Genomic DNA, 17223 nt, shown 5'->3' with positions numbered 1-17223 from the left:
AGGGGGCGGATGCCGCGGCCCGGCCGGGCGTCCCGGATCAGGCGAGCAGCCGACCCCACTTGGGGTCGAGCAGCGGCGCGCCGGCGAGCTCGAGGCAGCGCCAGAGCGTGACGGCGACCGAGTCGAGCACCGGTACCCCGGTGCGCTGCTCGACCTCTTCGGCGACGGGCGCGCCGTAGAGGTTCGTGCACAGATAGACGAGCGCGTCCGGGCGGTGGCCTGCGACCTCGACCGAGGGCTCGACGAGGCTGTCGGGCAGCACCCGCGCGAAGGACTCGTTGTCGCTCAGGCCCACGGCGTGGTGCGCGGCGACCGTGATGCCCTCGGTGCCGTAGCGCTGCACGACGAGCTCGTTCACGTCGGGCGTGTACGGCGTCACGAGCCCGACCGTGCGGGTGCCGAAGCGGGCGAAGGCGTCGAAGTACGCGAGCGTCGAGGTGGTGGCCGGGATGCCGGTGGCCCGGGTGATCTCGCGGGCGATCGCGTGATCGTGCTCGATGCCCAGCCACGACCCCGACGTGCCGTTCCAGGCGATCACGTCGACGTCGGCGGTGGCCAGCAGCTCGGCCGCCGCGCACATGCCGGCGGTGTCGAACTGCTGGTCGGAGCCCGAGTCCAGTGCGATGCGGGTGACCGGGATGCGGGCGGAGTGGATCGTCACGTCCTCGCGATCGCCGAGGATGCGATAGCTCATCGGCTCGAGGCACGTGTTCGACGACGGCACGATCATGCCGATCCGCGTCGGGCGGGCGGGGGTCACGGTGTTCTGCGACATGGTCATGCCGCCTTCACCGATGAGTCCGCCGACGATTCAGCCGCGGTGTCCGAACCGTGCGCGGCCTCGGCCGAGACCTGGTGCGGCGCACGGGCGACGAGCCCCTGCCGTGCCTGGCTCTGACCGCCGCGCGCGACGAAGCGGCCCACAGGCCCCGGGTCGTGGAACCCCTCGGCGTCCTTGACGACCCGTCCGCCGGCGACCACGGTGTCAGGCCAGCCCCACAGCCGGGTGCCGTGGAACGGCGAGAAGTCGGTGCCCATGTGCAGGTCCTCGCCGTCGACCCGGCGGGACTCGGCGGGGTCGAAGATCACCAGGTCCGCGTCGAACCCCTCGGCGATCGCGCCCTTGCCGGGCAGCGCGTTCACGCGCGCGGGTCCGGCCGAGAACAGCTCGACGAAGTGCTGCAGCAGGGCGTCGTCGACGGTCAGCTGCGCGCCGTCGGGGTCGATCAGCGCGGTGAAGGCCGCCGGCATCCGGGTCTCGACGCCGGGCAGTCCGTGCGGCATCTGCCGGATGTCGTCGCTGTGCTCGCGCTTCTGGCTCAGGTCGTAGCAGGAGTGGTCGCTGGCGATGCCGTGCACGTCGCCGCCGCGCACGCGCTCGCGCAGCCCCGCGACGGTCTCGGCCGACCGCATCGGCGGGCAGCACGCGAACCACTCGGGGAACTGCGACGCGTACACGCTGTCGTCCAGCAGCACGTAGTGCGGGCAGACCTCGGAATAGGCTTCGTGCCCGCGCGCGCGGGCTTCGCCGACCAGGTCGACGGCGCCGGGCGTGGACTGGTGCACGAAATAGACTGCCGCGCCGGTGTATTCGGCCATCGCGAGCACGTCGCGCACCGAGGCCTCTTCGGCCAGCTCCGGCCGCGTCTCGGCGAGGTGTTCGATGCCGATCCGGCCGGCGTCGGCGTGGTCCTGCGTGCAGTCGACGATCATGGCGTCGTGCTCTGCGTGGATGAGGGTCAGCCCGTCGAGGCGCTTCATCTCCTTCATCACCTTCAGCACGGTGTCGTCGTCGCTCATCGTGGTGCCGCGGTTGGTCATGTACATCTTGACCGAGCGGATGCCCATGTCGGCCAGCTCGTCGAGCTGGGCCGGGACCGTGTCGTCCCACGTGATGACCGAGCCGTGCAGCGCGACGTCGCAACGCGATTCGCGGGCGAGCTCGCGCTTGTTGCGCGCGGCCGCCAGGGGCGTCTCGGACGCGTCGCGCGGGATGCCGAAGTCCATCACGGTGGTGGTGCCGCCCCACAGGGCCGCCGACGAGGTCAGCGCGTAGTCGTCGACCGTGCGGTAGCGGCCGGTGATCTGCGCCACGTGGCAGTGTGCGTCGACGCCGCCGGGGATCACCGGCAGCCCGCGCGCGTCGATCACGCGGTCGGCGGGCGGAATCGGCGCGGACGCGTCGAGGACGGCGTCGATGCGGCCGTCGGTGACGACGATGTGGCCGTTCGTGGTGTGATCGGCGTTCACGATCTTGGCGTGGGCGATGACGAGGTCGGTCATGTCACTCGCCTCCTTCCGGGGTGGCGGACGTGTTCTGGGTCAGGGTGAGGGCGCGCTCCAGGTCCGCCGACAGCCCGGTGCGGGGTTTCACGGGCGGTGGAGCGAAAGCGCCGGCGCGATGGATGCCGCAGGCCAGGCCCACGACGGCTTCGGTCAGACGCACCCCGGCGCCGATGCCGTCGATCACCGGCACCGGGATCTGATCGGCGACGCTGCGGGCCAGGCCCGCCAGCGGTGCGCCGGCGAGGATGATGACGTCGGCGCCGTCCTCGGCCACCGCCTGCTGGGCGAGCGCCACCAGGGTCGGGGCGAAGTCCTGCTGCACGGTGTCGATGCCGCGCAGCGCCTGCGAGATGGAGCGGATGGATGCCAGGCGGCCGGACAGGCCGAACCCCTCGACGCATTCGCGGTACCACGCGGTGATCCGGTCCGAGATCGCGATGATCGAGAAGCGGTGCCCCTGCAGGGCCGCGGCGCAGAACGCGGCTTCCGAGATGCCGATCACGGGCACGTCGACGAGCTCCTTCAGCGCCGGCATCCCGGGATCACCGAACGCGGCGACGACGACGCCGTCGACAGTGCCTGCGTGCGCGGCGATCACCTCGGCGACGGCGCCGGCGGCGATCAGCGACTCGAGCCGCGTCTCGATGTACTCGACGCCGTACGGGGCGGTGGCCAGCACCAGCTCGGTGCCGGGGGCTGCCGAGCGCTCGGCCTCGGCGCGGATGAGGGCGGTGACGTCCTCGCTGGTGTTGGGGTTGATGACCAGGATTCTCATGTCAGTCTTTCGTCGGCAGACCCGGCTGCCGGCGACGGCTCACACGGTGTCTGAATACTGTTCGCGGTACTTCGCGATGTGCTGGGCGGACTGCGCGGCCGCCCGGTCGGGGTCCCGGCTGGCGATGGCCTCCAGCAGGTCCCGGTGTTCTTTGACCAGCTCGGGCAGGTCCCGGACGTGCCGGAACAGCCAGTGCATGCGTCCCTGCAGGGGCTCGAGCGCCGTCTTCAAGAAGGCGTTGTCGGCGATCGCCGAGACCTCGTCGTGGAACTCGCTGTTCAGCCGGTGCACGTCCATCAGATTGCCGCGGGCGAGCGCCTCGCTCGCCTGGTCGACCAGCGCGGTCAGCCGGTCCAGGTCCTCGCTCGTCGCGCGCTCCGCGGCGAGTCGGCAGGCCAGCACCTCCAGGGCAGAGCGGACATTGAACAGATCGTCCACGTCCCTGGGCTCGAGGGTCGCCACCACCGAGCCGCGGGCCGCCGGCTCCGTGACCAGTCCCTCCTGCTGCAGCATCCGCAGCGCTTCGCGGACGGGCAATCGCGAGACGTTGAACTCGGCGGCCAGGTCGCGCTCCACCAGCCGCGCCCCCGGGGCGTAGCGGCCCTCGAAGATGCGGGTGCGCACGGCGTCCCTGATGGTCTCCCGCAGTGGGGCGACACGCTGACCGGCCTCCTGTGGCAACGGGTCCCCTTCCGCCGGAGGTGTTGGAATCCCAGCCTACCGACGGCGCGGGGCCGCGCCGCCCGCGACCCGCGCACGGGCGGGTGCGGGCGGCACGTCCCGTGCCGATGGAGGCTGAGATGGTCACGCCGCCAGCCGCTTGCTGTAGTCGAGCGACAGCACCGAGACGCCCATGATGATGGCCGAGGCGACGAAGTAGAGCAGGGCCCAGGTGAAGCCGCCGGTCGCGCCGACGATGAAGCCGATCGCGATCGGGGTGACCAGACCCGCGACGTTGCCGCTGAGGTTCATCGCGCCGCCGAGCACGCCGGCGTCGGCGCGTCCGCCCAGCGTCGCGGGCACCGACCAGAACAGGCCGACCCAGCGCAGGAAGAACAGCACGACCGACAGCAGCGTGACCGCGGTGATCGGGTCGCCCACGATCGTGACGCCCACCAGGCCCAGCGTGACGATGAGGCTCGAGATGCCGAGCATCGTGCGCATCACGGCGTTCGCGCCGTGGCCGCGCGAACGCAGCCGGTCGGCCAGCAGGCCGCCGAGGATCTCGCCGACGAAGCCGGCGCCGAAGATCACGAATGTCGACCAGCCGACCGTCTTCAGGTCGAAGCCCTTGGCCTCGGCGAGGTAGAGCGGCCCCCAGGTGAGCAGGCCGTAGAACACGCCGTTGAAGCCGAGCCAGCCCAGGCACATCGCCCAGAACGAGCGGTAGCGCAGGTACGGCAGCAGGCCGCGACGCTTCTCGGCGCCCTTGGGCGCGAGCGCCTCTTCTTCGCGGTGCGCGGCCTCGATGTAGTCGGCCTCGGCGACGTTGACGGCCTTGTGCGCACGCGGGTTGTCGCGCACGTACCACCAGACGATCAGGCCCAGGATGACCGTCAGCGCGCCGGCGATGATGAACGCGGTGCGCCACGAGCCCGAGGTCGCGATCAGCCACGTGATGAGGATGCCGCCGACACCCGCGCCCAGCGGTGCGCCGGCGTCGAGGATCGTCGCGCCGCGGCCGCGCTCCTTGGCCGGCATCCACAGCGCGTTGAGCTTGCCGCCCGACGGCATGACGCCCGACTCGGTGACGCCGATCGCGGAGCGTGCGATGAACATGCTCATGAAGCCGCCCGCCAGGCCCGACACGGCGGTGGCTGCACCCCAGCCGACGCACGATGCGGTGACGACCTTGCGCGGTCCGAACCGGTCGATGAGGTACCCGACCGGGATCTGCATGAGGGCGTACGTCCAGAAGAACGCCGACAGCAGCAGGCCGACGAGTTCGGGGGAGAGGTTGAAGTCCTTCTGGATGACGGGCAGCGCCACCGAGATCGATCCACGGTCGACGTAGTTGACCGTGACCAGCACCAGCAGCAGGCCGAACAGCTTCCACCGCACCCGGCTGGGCTTGGCGTCGCCGGTCAGGTCGACGCCCTGTGGGACGGCGACCGGCGCGGTCTTGTCTTTCTGAAGGGACACGAGGTCCTCCTTCGCATCGTCGGGAAGGGAGATCCGGCTCATCGGGGAGCCTGAACCCTGGGTATCGGGATCCCAGTTTGGGATCCCAGAATGAGAGTAGGACTGGATGGCATCGTCGTCAAGGGTTGGGATCCCAGATTTCTCGGCGGGTGGACGCCGTGGCCCGCCGTGCGCGGAATCGGAGATCCCGCCCGACGCGCCGGAGTTCGGCATCTCGCCCCGGCGTGTCGGCGCCGAACTCCGATTCCGTGCTCGGATAGTTCCGGGGATGGATGCCGCGGCCCCTGCCGGGCGCAGGGGGTCCCACGTTCATCGAATGACGTTAGATGTTTTCGTATACCAAAGATAGTGGAGGGACCTGTGCCTCATCCTCGTCGGCGGGATAGGTGACGGTCTCTCCGGGGTCATCGCCGCTGCTTTCCAGCGCGCTCGGTGTCGCACCGCAGACCCCGGACGTGGGCCGGGTCCCGCTTCGCACGCTACGCGAGTCTCAGCCGCACATAGCCCCGAAGCGGACTCTCAAGGTGTGAAACGCAGCACGTTCGTGTCCCTTCGGACGAATCCAACTGACTCGTAGAGTCGCAGCGCGGCCTCGCGGGACGGTCGCGATGTCAGCTCCAGTGAGCGAAAGCCACGGGCCACGGCGATGTCGATCATCGAAGTGAGCAGAAGTCGCCCGAGGCCCTGTCCCCGCACCGACTCGTCTGCCACCACATCCTCGACAAGACCGCGAAGTCCCGAGGGCAACGGAAACGACACGAGAGTCGCCATGCCCACGATCACTCCGTTCTGGCGTGCCACCAGCAGCTCGGTTGCATCATGGCTGAGCATTAGCTCGATCCGCGCCCGATCATATGCTGCCGATGAGGACAACTGCCCGAGCAGACGTTCGATCATCGATGCGTCGGAGTCCGTCAGCACAACAAGCGTCTCGACATGGGGATTATCGGCCACGTCACTGAGGGTACCCGAGCGGATTGGCGCTGACGCCTCGGCGAACGGAGAGGGATTGTACTCGTCTCGGCGAGAGCCACGCTCCAGGAGAATTCGGCATCCTCGAATACGCACCTCCGGCGGTTGGTCGCCCGCTACGACATAGCCTGCGCGAAGATCGGGGCGGCGACGAAGTAGCCGACGACAATGAGGGGGCTGGCTGCGAGTGGAGCCCACGAGAGGTCTCGTGCTTTCCAAGGGGTGATGATCGCTGCGGCGATCGTGAGCGCAAAGGAGGCGCCGGCAAAGCTGAAGTACACCGCCACGGCGTGTTGGCCGCCGGTCCAGTCGCAAGACGTTCCGCACGTGCCGCCAGCACCAAATGAAAGACCCATCCAGAACCCGGTCGTCACGAGGAAGACCACCACCTGGATGATGGCAACTCCGAGTACGGCAGCGACGGACCCCCTCCGTTGCCGTACTGGGCTGTCTGACTTCATGTTGGATCCCTCAGTTGGAGTTGGTGACCAGGACGTGCCCGCGATAGGGGGAGTGGATGCCGCGGCCCGCGCAGCGGAAGGACCTGCGCCTCACCCCTCGTCGCCGGGGTAGGTGATCGTCAGCCCGTCGACCCGGGCGAAGGACGTGAGCGTCTCTTCCCGCGCGGCGCCGGCGCCGATGATGTCGAGCACACGCTCGCCGCGCACGATCAGGGCGTCGCCGATCAGCGAACGGTGGCACCGCCACGGCACCGCCTCGGCGCACATGATCGCCGTCGGCCGATCGCGCGCCACGGCCAGCAGCTCGTCGATCCCGGCCGCGAACTTCGGCGTCTGCATGTAGTCGGCGTAGCCGCGGAAGCTCTCGTTGCGCCAGCCCGTGTTGACCGACGCCTTGGTCGTATGGCGCAGTCCGCCCAGCGCCGCCAGGTGCCCGTAGGCGATGCCGCGCTCGGCCAGGGCCGGGCCGAGCGCATCCTCGTTGAACTGCGGCGTGTGACGCGAGCGCGGCACGGTGCGCACGTCGACGATGCCCTGCACGCCGTTCGCATCGAGCAGCTCGGTGAACTCGTCGATCGTGCGCGTCGAGTGGCCGATCGTCCAGATCGTGACGTCGTCGCCCATGCCTCGACTGTACGGAGCGCGGCGCCGCGCGGGGCCGACGTGACTGAGCCTGGGTAGAATGGCATCCATGGCAACGGGCATCCGGGCCAGCCGACGCGAGGACGTGCTGCGCCTCGTAGAGGAATCAGACGAACCGCTGACGATCGCGGCGCTCGCTGATCGGCTCGGCATGCACCCCAACACGGTCCGCTTCCACCTCGAGCGGCTCCTCGCCGACGGCCGCATCGAGATGACCAAAGACGCGCGCGGTCAGCGCGGCCGCCCCGCACAGCTGTTCGGCGCGGCGCGCGTCGACGACGGCGCGGACTCGTCCCGCTATCGGATGCTCGCCGAGATCCTGGTCGACGCCCTCGACGACGGCCCCGGCGGCGTGGGCGCCGCTACCGACGCCGGGCGTCGATGGGGCAGGCACGAGGCCGAGCGGCTCGACGTCGACGATCCCATGGCGGGCCTGATCGGCATCCTCGACCGCATCGGCTTCGGCCCGCGCACCGTCGACGGATCGCACGTGGACGTCTGCAGCTGTCCGTTCCGCGAGCTCGCGCAGCAGCGCCCGGATGTCGTGTGCTCGGTGCACCTGGGCATCATGCAGGGGGCGCTGGATGCCTGGGGGACGGACGTCGTGGTCAGCCGCCTCGACCGACGCGAGGGTCCCGAGCCCTGTGTCGCCCACTTCACGGCGAGACCGGACGACCAGGAGCTCTCTCAGAACCCATGACCGACGCATCCGCGCCACGATCCTCGCTCCTTCACCACACGGGTCTTCCGTACTTCGTCATCGCCTTCATCGCGCGACTGCCGTTCGCGATGATGGTCGTCGGCGTGCTGACCCTCGTCGTCTCGGCGCGCGGGTCGCTGTCGCTCGGCGGCCTGACCTCGGCCGCGGTCGGCCTCGGCACCGCGTTCTTCGGGCCGCTGCTGGGGGCGGCCTCGGACCGGTTCGGGCAGCGGGTCGTGCTGCTGGTCGTGGGCACGGCCAACGGCGTCGCGCTGGCCCTGTTCGCGTGGATCGTCTACAGTCCGGCACCGGATGCCGCGATGCTCGCGTGTGCGTTCCTCATCGGTGCGACCGCACCCCAGGTGTCGCCGCTGTCGCGGTCGCGGCTCGTGACGATCGTCGCCGAGCGGATGCGCGGCCCTCGCCAGGAGCGCGTGTTCAACGCGACGATGGCGTACGAGTCGGCGGCCGACGAGACGGTGTTCGTCATCGGCCCGTTCGTGGTGGGCGTGCTCGCATCGATGATCGCGCCGTGGGCGCCGCTCGTGGCGGCGGCGATCGTGACGGTCGTGTTCGTCACGGCGTTCGCGCTGCATCCGACCGCGCCGCGGCGGCAGACCCGCGCGCACGGCCGGCCCACCGGCCCGGTCTCGGAGCTGTTCCGCCCCGCCCTGATGGTCGTGGTGGTGGGGATCCTCGGAGTCGGTCTGTTCTTCGGCGCGACGCTGACCGGGCTGACGGCGTTCATGGACGACCGGGGCGTGCCCGAGCAGGCGGGCGTGCTCTACGGCGTGATGGGCATCGGTTCGGCCGCGTTCGCGCTGGGGGTCGCCGTCTTCCCCGAGCGGTTCACCCGCGCGTGGCGCTGGGTGGTGTTCGGCGGGGTGATCCTGGCCGGGACGATCGCCCTGCCGCTGGTGGGCACGGCCGGGCAGATGGCGTGGGCGCTGGGGGCGATCGGCATCGGGGTCGGGCCGACCCTGGTGACCCAGTACAGCTTCGGCGCCGAACGCAGTCCGGTGGGACGATCGGCGACCGTGATGACGATCCTCGGCTCGGCGGTGATCGTCGGGCAGGCGATCGGGGCGGCCGTGACCGGCGAGGTCGCGCAGCGCGCGGGCGCGCAGGCCGCGCTCGTGCTGCCGATCGTCGCCGCCGCGATCGTGGTCGGCTCGGCGCTGGTGAACGTCGTCCTCACGCGCCGCGCACTGCCCGCCGCCCAGGTCCCTGAGCGAGCGGTGCCGCGCCCAGGTCTCTGAGCCGGCGGTGTCCGCCCAGGTCCCGGCGAGTTCGCCTCAGGCGGCCTCGCAGGTCCAGCCGTCGGGGTACGAGCCCGACGCGAGGAACTCCGCCAGCTGCGCCCGCGCGTCGTCCGGCAGGTCGGCGTCGGCGCGCGGGTAGACGACCGGCTCCTCCTTGCTGTTGTGGCTGTCGAGCAGAGCCAGCAGGTCCTGGCACGAAGCGCGAAGGGATGCCGCGTCCGCCGCATCGTCGAGAGACACCTCGATCGCGTCCATCGAACGCCACAGCTCGCCGTGCTCGCGCAGCATGACGAAGATCGGCATCATCATGGCCTGCTTCAGCGGCGGGAACAGGAACTGCTCCTCGAGGTAGATGTGCCGGCGCAGTGCGTGCATCGATTCCCGCAGGGCAGCGGCGTCGCCGCCGACGTCGAGCTGCGCGAGGTAGGACTCGATGCCCGCGTCGATCGCGTGGTGTTCGCGCGTGAGCGCGTCGGCCAGCTCCGTGCCCGTCCCGGACGAGCCGCCGGTCGAAGCAGCGCCGGCCGACCCCGTCCCGGTCGAGCCGCCGACCGGCTCCATGCCGCTCATCGGTCCTCGAGCGCGGCGTCGACCGCGATCGATGCGCCGGCGAACAGGCGAGAGACGGGGCAGAGCTTCGCGGCCTCGTCGACGATCGAGGCGAAGGTCGCGGCATCCAGCCCCGCCACCTGCGCGCGCACCGTGATGTTCGAGGTCGTGATCGTGGGCACCTCGCCGACCGGGTCGAGGTGCACCTCGGCGGTGACGGTCAGACGCTGCGGGGGAGCGTCGTGCTGGCCCAGGGTGAGGGCCAGCGCCATCGAGAAGCACGACGAATGGGCCGCGGCGAGCAGCTCTTCGGGACTGGACTTGCCGCCGGGGGCTTCGGTGCGCGAGGCCCACGTGACCTGCTGGCCGTCGAGGGCGCCGCTGGAGGTGGATCCGAACGTGCCGGTGCCCGAGGCGAGGGCTCCGTCCCAGGTGGTGGTGGCGCTGCGTACCGCGATGCTCATGTCGCTCCTGTCGTCGATTTTCCACAAGAATATCTGTGTAAAACCGACTCTACTCTGAGCACGAAGGCCTCAGCCGATGGCGTCGGCGAGGTCCTTCACGGTCATGCCGTACGACATCCGCACGCGCGGCAGCTCGAGCTTGTTCGCGCCGGTGGCCACCAGTCCCCACTCGGTCGTGAACGCCATTTCGAAGCCTGCTGCGCGCAGTCCCTTCTCGGCGGTCTTGTCGAAGTCGCCGAACGGATACGCCATGACCTGCGCCACGCCGAGGATCTTCGCCGACTTCTTCATGTCGGCGGCGACCGCGGCAGCCGACAGGTTCACCATGCGTCCCTTGCCGTTCGCACCCGGGCGGTGCATGTCGTTCGTGTGCGAGCGCTGCTGCACCCAGATCGACGGAGACGGCCACGTCTTGTTCTTCGTGATGACGAACGAGGTGGTCAGCAGCTTGTACTTGTCGACGATCGGCACGCCGAGCTGGAACCACGACTTCGCCGCGTCGTCGTCGGTGATGATGACCGACAGCTTGGGCAGGGCGAGCCGGCCGTCGATGAACGCGCCCAGCTCGTCCCACGTCGGCAGGTAGAAGTGCTTGTGCGCGATGTACGCCATCTGCGCATCGAACGATCCGGTGTAGATCCAGTTCGCGCGCAGCCGGTTGTGCACGCCGTCGGGCGCCGTCGTGAACTGGTGGTACATCAGCACCGGCACCCGGGTGTCGGTCGCGCGGAACTGCTCCGGCGTCTCCCACGCACCGAACAGCGTGAGGCGCCGGTCGGTGCATTGCACGAGCCGCGAGCCGTTCACGCGCGTGAGCGGGTCTCGGGTCGTGGCATCCTTCGCCGTCGGATACCACCCGGCGAACACCGCGCCGCTGCGCGACGGGATGGGCAGCGGCGCGAACCGCAGGCCCTGGGTCTGCAGCTGCGGGTCGGCGGCGGCGTGGTCGACCGAAAACTCGACGGCGCACGCGGTCGGGTCTAGGCGCCCGGCCTTGGCGTCGGCGTCGGCGAGCAGCCCCTCTGGAGTGTTCGGGACGGCTGATGCGGCCGGGAGAGGCGCGTGCGAGGCGGCGGCCACCGGGGCCGATGGCACTTCGCGGGCCGAGCATCCGGCGATCATCGGCACGATCAGCAGCGACGTCACAAGAGCGAGGATGCCGGTGCCCGTGCGCCGTCGACGTGCGGTCGTGCGGCGCGTCCGGCCGGCTGCCGCACGCGTCGAAGAAGGCCCGGTCATGGCTGTGCCGGCGCCGCGAAAATGTTGTCCGCAGTTCCCATTGCGGCACTCCCCGATGTCCCCGGGGCATGCCCGGACAGAAGATGATAACCCGCCCGGCGTAGGCTTCGATCAGAATCGACGCAAGGGAGCGCACATGCCCGCACACGGACGCACTGCGACGGCCGCGACCGAGGCCGTTCGAGCGGCAAGAGACTTCCTCTTCGAGCACGGGACCGACTATGACGCGGCGGTCGGTGGCTTCGCCTGGCCGCAGCTGGACGCGTTCAACTTCGCGCTCGAATGGTTCGACGTCGTGGCCGGGGAGCACCCCGATCGGGCGGCGGTGACGATCGTCGAGGCCGACCTGTCGGCGCGGTCGTGGTCGTACGGCGAGCTCTCGGCGCGCAGCGACCAGGTCGCTTCGTGGCTCGCGTCACTCGGCGTGCATCGCGGCTCGCACGTGATCGTCATGCTGAACAACACGATCGAGCTGTGGGAGGTCATGCTCGGCATCGCCAAGCTCGGGGCGGTGTCGATCCCGACCTCGACGCTGCTGTCGGCGTCCGACCTGGCGTACCGTGCCGAGAAGGGCGAGGTCGACGCGGTCGTGACGCTCACGTCGCTGGCCGACCGGCTGTCGCAGGTGCCGGCATCCCTCATCCGGATCGGCATCGGCGACGATCTGCCGGGCGGCTGGATCGGGTGGGATGCCTCGGCCGCCGCCGACGAGACCTTCGAGCCCGATGCGCCGACGCCGGCGACCGACATCGGTCTGCTGTACTTCACGTCGGGCACGACCAGTCGGCCCAAGCTCGTCGCGCATACGCAGGTGTCGTATCCGATCGGGCATCTGTCGACGATGTGGTGGCTCGGGGTGCGGCCGGGCGATGTGCATCTGAACATCTCGTCGCCGGGGTGGGCCAAGCACGCGTGGAGCAGCTTCTATTCGCCGTTCCTCGCGCAGGCGACGGTGTTCGTGTTCAACTACGACCGGTTCGACGCGGGCGTGCTGATGCAGGTGATGGACAAGCACCACGTCTCGACGCTGTGTGCGCCGCCGACGGTGTGGCGCATGCTCATCCAGGCGGATCTCGGGCAGCTGACGCATCCGCCGCGGGAGCTGGTGGGCGCCGGCGAGCCGCTGAATCCCGAGGTGATCCATCGGGTGCGCACGGCATGGGGCTCGACGATCCGCGACGGATACGGCCAGACCGAGATGACGTGCTGCATCGGCAATTCGCCGGGGCAGGTGGTCAAGGACGGTTCGATGGGCCGGCCGACGCCGGGCTACCCGGTCGTGCTGATCGACCCGGTGACCGGGGAGGTCGCCGCGGACGAGGGCGAGGTGTGCCTGGATCTGGCGCAGGGCGTGCTGGGCATCATGGCCGGGTATTACGAGGATGCCGCGGCCACCGCCGCGTCGCGCGAGGGCGGCGTGCACCATACCGGCGACATCGCGTCGCGCGACGCCGACGGGTACCTCACGTATGTGGGGCGTGCCGACGACGTGTTCAAGGCGTCGGATTACAAGATCTCGCCGTTCGAACTGGAGTCGATCCTGCTCGAGCACGATCTGGTCGTGGAGGCTGCGATCGTGCCGAGCCCCGACGAGGTGCGGCTCGCGGTGCCGAAGGCATACATCTGTCTGACCGCGGCGGCGGCGTCGGATCCGGATGCCGCGGCTCGCGCGATCTTCGCCCATGCGCGTGAGCGGCTCTCGGCGCATCTGCGGATCCGCATCATCGAGTTCGTGGACGATCTGCCCAAGACGATCTCGGGCAAGATCCGTCGCGTCGATCTGCGTGCGCGCGAGGCGGAGCGGGTCGCGTCCGGCGACGGGGCCGGTCAGCATCTCGACCGCGACTATCGCTGAGCGGGTTCTGGCCAGGGGGCTCGCCGTCGATCGTGGGCCGAGAACGATCAGCGCCCATCCGAGATGCGCGACGGGACGCCGGTCATGCGGCGTTGTACTCGAAGCGGGCGCGGCCGCCGAGGCGGGGCGTGCGCGCGGGGTCGACGGTCGCCGGTGGAATGAACCAGACCTTGGCCTTCGTGCCGTGGCCCTCGATCTCTATGTCCCAGCCGTTGTCGTGGATGCGGTGATGGCAGCTCTCGCAGAGCAGCACGCCTTCATCGATGTTCGTCTCGCCGTGATCTCGCGCCCACCATCTGAGGTGATGGGCTTTGGTCATCCCCGGTGGCAGGTTGCACATGGCGCATCCGCCGTCGCGTTCGACCAACAGCATCCGCTGCGCGAAGGTGAAGAGGCGTTTCACGCGGCCCCAATCGAGCACTTCGCCCTTGCCGTCGAGAACCGCGGGGATGATGTCGGCTGCCGCGGCGCAATGCCGAGCGGCGACGGCTGAAATCGGCTTGGTGATTCCGTCGATCTGCGCCAGGCCGATGCCGTCTTGAAGGGTCTCGAGGTCCATGCGGACGACGACCGTGACTCCGTTGGTGGGTCGATCGTCGTCGCAGCCGAGCGCGTGCTCGGCGAGGTGGACGAGGGCTTCGGCCTGCAGACGCTGTATGGACGGCCGCACCTGATCGTCGTCGCCCGTGATGACGTCGTCGCGCGTGCCGGAACGCGTACGACACGATTGCGTCGATCGCTGCCTTCACCGGGGCGCCGTGCGCGATCTCGACCTGCCCGTCGATCTTCAAGAACCCGTCGTGTTCGAAGACGCGCAGGAACTCCTCAGAACGCCGGTTGCGTTATGCGGGCTCGACGCCGTCCGGGTCGAGGTATGCCTCAGCCTGAGCGACGAGCTTGCGAACCTGATCGAGAGACAAGCCGGGCGCAGCCTGCACGAGAAGAAGCTCCGCCGCATCTCGGTCTTCGACCGTCGAACGCACAGAGACCTTGTCGAGCATGCCGATGATGAGGGCGGCAGCGGCTTGTGTCAGGGTTCCGGCGCGCATGGCGGCGGCGACATGGGGGTGCTTCGCGGGCAACGGCTCGCCGGTCAGAGCCGTGCGCCCCTGAATCGCCTTGCCGACCATGATCTGGCGATTCGAGTCGCCGGCGCCCGAACCTGTCGTGGCCGCGAGGAGCGCGGCTGCGTTGCGATACCCCTGCTGCTTCGCGAGCGAGTCTGCGCCCAGTTCGGGCCGGGACTCGTGGGCGACGCCGGCCGCGACCTGTGCCCGCACCGTATCGAGCTGTCGCCCCAGAGCGCCCAATGCCTCGGTCACTCGGACCAGCTCGGCCCGTGTCAATTCCGACGCCGGCTGGGCGGCGTTCGACGGCGCACCGCCGGTCCACGCGAGCCGAAGATCGGCTATCGCGTTCTCAAGACCAGTGAGTTCGTCGTCCATGCTCCAATAGTACACAGATACGAATCTGGGTCAACAATATGGCTGATGTCCTAGGAAATCTGTGGACACATCGGCTCTGACGTCAACTGGGGAGGAGGCGACATGAGTAGAACAGAACAACGAATATCAGGCAGTGGCAGTTCGCCTCGGTGGCTCTCGTGCGAACGAGGCACTGGATGGCGTGAAGACCGCTCGGTCATCGACCTCTGGCTCACCGAACCGCGGGCGACGTGCATGCCGCACCCCCGGCATCCGTCGCGCAAGCGTCGTTTCGTCTCGCTGCGCTCGCTCAACGACCGGGACAACGACCGGGGCAACGACCGGCAGCACCCCTCAGGCGTACACGGCCCGCTCGAATGCGGCCACGCCGTCCTCGGCGACCGGGTCGAAGAACGGCAGCAGCTGCGTCGCCCAGACCGCGGCGACGCCCGACGTGCGGTCGATCCAATAGAACACGTTCGCCATCCCCGCCCAGGTGAGCGAGCCGGCCCGGCGCCCACCGGCGACGTCGTCGTCGTTGCGCAGGAACGAATACGCCCACGACTTGCGTGCGCCGGGAAAGAAGTCCGCCTCGCGCGTGAGCGCCGGTATCGCCGACGGCAACGGTGTGACCTCCACGCCCGGCGCGCCCTGCACCGCCCACTCCACCGTCGACGGCTGCAGCACCCGTCCGTGGGCGCCCATTCCGTCGCCGAGCCACACCCGAAGCAGCGCGAGCAGGTCGGGCACGGTCGAGAACAGCCCCTGGCCGCCCATGTCGAGCTCGGGCACGGCCGGCGGCGCCACCTTCGTCGGCGCGATCGCCCCGTCCCGCTGCCGCCTGTACACGGTCGCCAGCCGCCCCCGCATGACATGCGACACGTCGAACGACGTCGAGGTCATGCCGCACGGTGCATATATCCGTTCTGCGAAGACGTCCTCGAGCCGCTTGCCGCGCACAGCGGCGACGATCAGGCCCATCCAGTCCATCGAGGTCCCGTACGTCCAGCGCACGCCCGGGTCGTGCAGCAGCGGCGTGTTGATCGAGTCCCATAGGGGAGTGGCCGAGGGATGCCGCATCCGCGCCCGTGCGAGGATCGCATAGCGCTTGTCGAACATGTCGTACGCCAGGCCCGAGGTGTGCAGCAGCAGCATGCGCGGCGTGATGTCGCGCACCGGCGGCCGGGTGCGCACGTTGCCGTCGTCGTCGAGTTCTTCGAGCACCTGCAGATCGGCGATCGCCGGCACGTACGTGCGCGCGGGCGCGTCCAGGTCGATCAACCCGTCCTCGACGCATTGCAGCGCAGCTGTCGCGGTGAACGCCTTCGTCGCCGAATACAGGGCGAGCACCGTGTCGTCCGATGCCGGATGCGCACCGGCCGTTCCCGACGCTCCGAGCCAGGTCGTGGCATCCCGATCCGTCACGCCGGCGATGACAAGGGGGGCCCCGGCAGCGACCGAGGCCTCGACGACGTCGTCGAGCTGTTCTGCACGCATGCTCCCACCCTGCCACGTCGTCGGCCTGTCGCGGGTGCGCCGTGGATAGGCTGAAAGTGTGCCTCAGCACCTGCGTGTCGCGGTCGTGATCCCGTGTCGCAACGACGCGGACTTCCTCGAGCCATGCCTGCAGGCGCTCGCCGCCCAGACCCGCAGGCCCGATCGCGTGATCGTGGTCGACAACGCGAGCACGGATGCCTCGTCAGCGGTGGCCCGAAGCTACGGCGCAGACGTCGTGGCCGAGGCCCGCATCGGCATCTGGCCGGCCGCTGCGCGCGGCTATGACGAGGCACTCGCCAGTGCAAACCTGGTCAGCGCCGACCTGAGCCGCGCCGACGTGATCAGCGCCGATACGATCAGCGCCGACCTGATCAGCGCCGACGTGATCGCCCGGCTCGACGCCGATTCGCGGCCGCACCCCGACTGGATCGCCCGCGTCGCCGACGCATTCGCCGCCGACGCGGACCTGGGCGTGTTGACCGGGGGAGCGGAGTTCTACGACGGCGGGCGCATGGCGAACTACTTCGGCACGCACTGGTATGTCGGCGGCGGAACGTTCTGGATCGGCAAGCTCACCGGCGTGCCGCTGGTGTTCGGCTCGAACTTCGCGATGCGCGCGAGCGTGTGGCGGCGCGTGTGCGGGCTCGTCGACCGCACGAATCCCGGCATCCACGACGATCTGGATCTGACGATCCGGCTGCGGCCCTCCGACGGCGTCAGGTACGACCCGGCACTGCGCATGCCGATCTCGGCGCGGCCGTTCGCAACGCCCGCGGCGCTCGGGCAGCGGCTGTTCAAGGTGTTCCCGACGTTCGCCGCCAGCTGGCCCGAGGGCGTGCGCTGGCTGCGCGACGACGGACTGCTCGCCGGCGATGCCATCCAGCCCGACGGACCCGATAACGGCCCCGAGGTGGTGCAGCCGACATGACTCGCTCAGGTCCTGCCCGCAGCACAT

General features: G+C 69.6%; 18 protein-coding genes. 4 read left to right on the top strand and 14 right to left on the bottom strand.

The window, feature by feature from the left end:
- Positions 1–37: 37 nt before the first annotated feature.
- The 8 genes from AC3RX0_RS07465 to AC3RX0_RS07430 form a co-directional block, all read right to left on the bottom strand.
- A complete protein-coding gene (locus AC3RX0_RS07465) occupies positions 38–775 on the bottom strand; it encodes a maleate cis-trans isomerase family protein (RefSeq protein WP_491505283.1) in 738 nt (245 codons plus the stop codon).
- 2 nt (positions 776–777) lie between these two features.
- A complete protein-coding gene (locus tag AC3RX0_RS07460) occupies positions 778–2283 on the bottom strand; it encodes a dihydroorotase (protein WP_491505282.1) in 1506 nt (501 codons plus the stop codon).
- Position 2284: 1 nt separating this feature from the next.
- Positions 2285–3061 carry an aspartate/glutamate racemase family protein gene (locus AC3RX0_RS07455; protein WP_491505281.1) on the bottom strand — a complete coding sequence of 259 codons (777 nt, stop codon included), beginning with the start codon at positions 3059–3061 and terminating at the stop codon, positions 2285–2287.
- A gap of 39 nt (positions 3062–3100) precedes the next feature.
- On the bottom strand, positions 3101–3742 hold the full coding sequence (locus tag AC3RX0_RS07450) for a GntR family transcriptional regulator (RefSeq protein ID WP_491505280.1): 642 nt from the start codon (positions 3740–3742) through the stop codon (positions 3101–3103).
- Positions 3743–3865: 123 nt separating this feature from the next.
- Positions 3866–5203, bottom strand: coding sequence for an MFS transporter (locus AC3RX0_RS07445; protein ID WP_491505279.1), 1338 nt, complete (start codon positions 5201–5203; stop codon positions 3866–3868).
- Between the two features lie 519 nt (positions 5204–5722).
- Complete coding sequence (locus AC3RX0_RS07440) at positions 5723–6157, bottom strand: GNAT family N-acetyltransferase (RefSeq protein WP_491505278.1); 435 nt, start codon at positions 6155–6157, stop codon at positions 5723–5725.
- A 134-nt stretch (positions 6158–6291) separates the two neighbouring features.
- The gene (locus AC3RX0_RS07435) at positions 6292–6561 is read right to left on the bottom strand and encodes a hypothetical protein (protein ID WP_491505277.1); all 270 of its coding nucleotides are present in this window, start codon (positions 6559–6561) and stop codon (positions 6292–6294) included.
- A gap of 165 nt (positions 6562–6726) precedes the next feature.
- Entirely contained in the window at positions 6727–7260 is a 534-nt protein-coding gene (locus AC3RX0_RS07430) for a DUF488 domain-containing protein (protein WP_491505276.1), read from the bottom strand.
- A 67-nt stretch (positions 7261–7327) separates the two neighbouring features.
- Here AC3RX0_RS07430 and AC3RX0_RS07425 point away from each other — a divergent pair, with 67 nt between their 5' ends.
- The gene (locus AC3RX0_RS07425; protein WP_491505275.1) at positions 7328–7978 is read left to right on the top strand and encodes a helix-turn-helix transcriptional regulator; all 651 of its coding nucleotides are present in this window, start codon (positions 7328–7330) and stop codon (positions 7976–7978) included.
- Positions 7975–9237 carry an MFS transporter gene (locus AC3RX0_RS07420; RefSeq protein ID WP_491505274.1) on the top strand — a complete coding sequence of 421 codons (1263 nt, stop codon included), beginning with the start codon at positions 7975–7977 and terminating at the stop codon, positions 9235–9237. The genes AC3RX0_RS07425 and AC3RX0_RS07420 overlap by 4 nt, the downstream gene beginning before the upstream one ends.
- 36 nt (positions 9238–9273) lie before the next feature.
- On the opposite strand, the gene AC3RX0_RS07415 is transcribed toward AC3RX0_RS07420, so the two are convergent.
- The 3 genes from AC3RX0_RS07415 to AC3RX0_RS07405 all read right to left on the bottom strand — a co-directional run bounded on the left by AC3RX0_RS07415 (position 9274) and on the right by AC3RX0_RS07405 (position 11492).
- Positions 9274–9810, bottom strand: a complete 537-nt coding sequence (locus AC3RX0_RS07415) for a hemerythrin domain-containing protein (RefSeq protein WP_491505273.1) — start codon at positions 9808–9810, stop codon at positions 9274–9276.
- Positions 9807–10253 (bottom strand): OsmC family peroxiredoxin, encoded by a 447-nt coding sequence (locus AC3RX0_RS07410; protein ID WP_491505272.1) that lies wholly within the window; start codon positions 10251–10253, stop codon positions 9807–9809. Before AC3RX0_RS07410 ends, AC3RX0_RS07415 begins: the two co-directional genes overlap by 4 nt.
- Positions 10254–10322: 69 nt before the next feature.
- Positions 10323–11492: a polysaccharide deacetylase family protein gene (locus AC3RX0_RS07405; RefSeq protein ID WP_491505271.1), complete on the bottom strand. Its 1170-nt coding sequence runs from the start codon at positions 11490–11492 to the stop codon at positions 10323–10325.
- Positions 11493–11628: 136 nt separating this feature from the next.
- Here AC3RX0_RS07405 and AC3RX0_RS07400 point away from each other — a divergent pair, with 136 nt between their 5' ends.
- Entirely contained in the window at positions 11629–13347 is a 1719-nt protein-coding gene (locus tag AC3RX0_RS07400) for an AMP-binding protein (RefSeq protein ID WP_491505270.1), read from the top strand.
- Between the two features lie 82 nt (positions 13348–13429).
- Here AC3RX0_RS07400 and AC3RX0_RS07395 read toward each other — a convergent pair whose 3' ends face one another.
- The 3 genes from AC3RX0_RS07395 to AC3RX0_RS07385 all read right to left on the bottom strand — a co-directional run bounded on the left by AC3RX0_RS07395 (position 13430) and on the right by AC3RX0_RS07385 (position 16268).
- Entirely contained in the window at positions 13430–14017 is a 588-nt protein-coding gene (locus AC3RX0_RS07395; protein ID WP_491505269.1) for a DUF222 domain-containing protein, read from the bottom strand.
- Positions 14018–14189: 172 nt separating this feature from the next.
- Positions 14190–14792, bottom strand: coding sequence for a DUF222 domain-containing protein (locus AC3RX0_RS07390; RefSeq protein WP_491505268.1), 603 nt, complete (start codon positions 14790–14792; stop codon positions 14190–14192).
- Positions 14793–15125: 333 nt separating this feature from the next.
- Entirely contained in the window at positions 15126–16268 is a 1143-nt protein-coding gene (locus tag AC3RX0_RS07385) for a serine hydrolase domain-containing protein (protein WP_491505267.1), read from the bottom strand.
- A 58-nt stretch (positions 16269–16326) separates the two neighbouring features.
- On the opposite strand from AC3RX0_RS07385, the gene AC3RX0_RS07380 reads away from it, so the two are divergent.
- The gene (locus AC3RX0_RS07380) at positions 16327–17196 is read left to right on the top strand and encodes a glycosyltransferase family 2 protein (protein ID WP_491505266.1); all 870 of its coding nucleotides are present in this window, start codon (positions 16327–16329) and stop codon (positions 17194–17196) included.
- Positions 17197–17223: the final 27 nt, after the last annotated feature.

Source organism: Microbacterium sp. W1-4-2 (assembly GCF_058349885.2).
The sequence above is the reverse complement of the archived record's forward strand: the minus strand, read 5'-3'. Positions and strand labels throughout refer to the sequence as shown.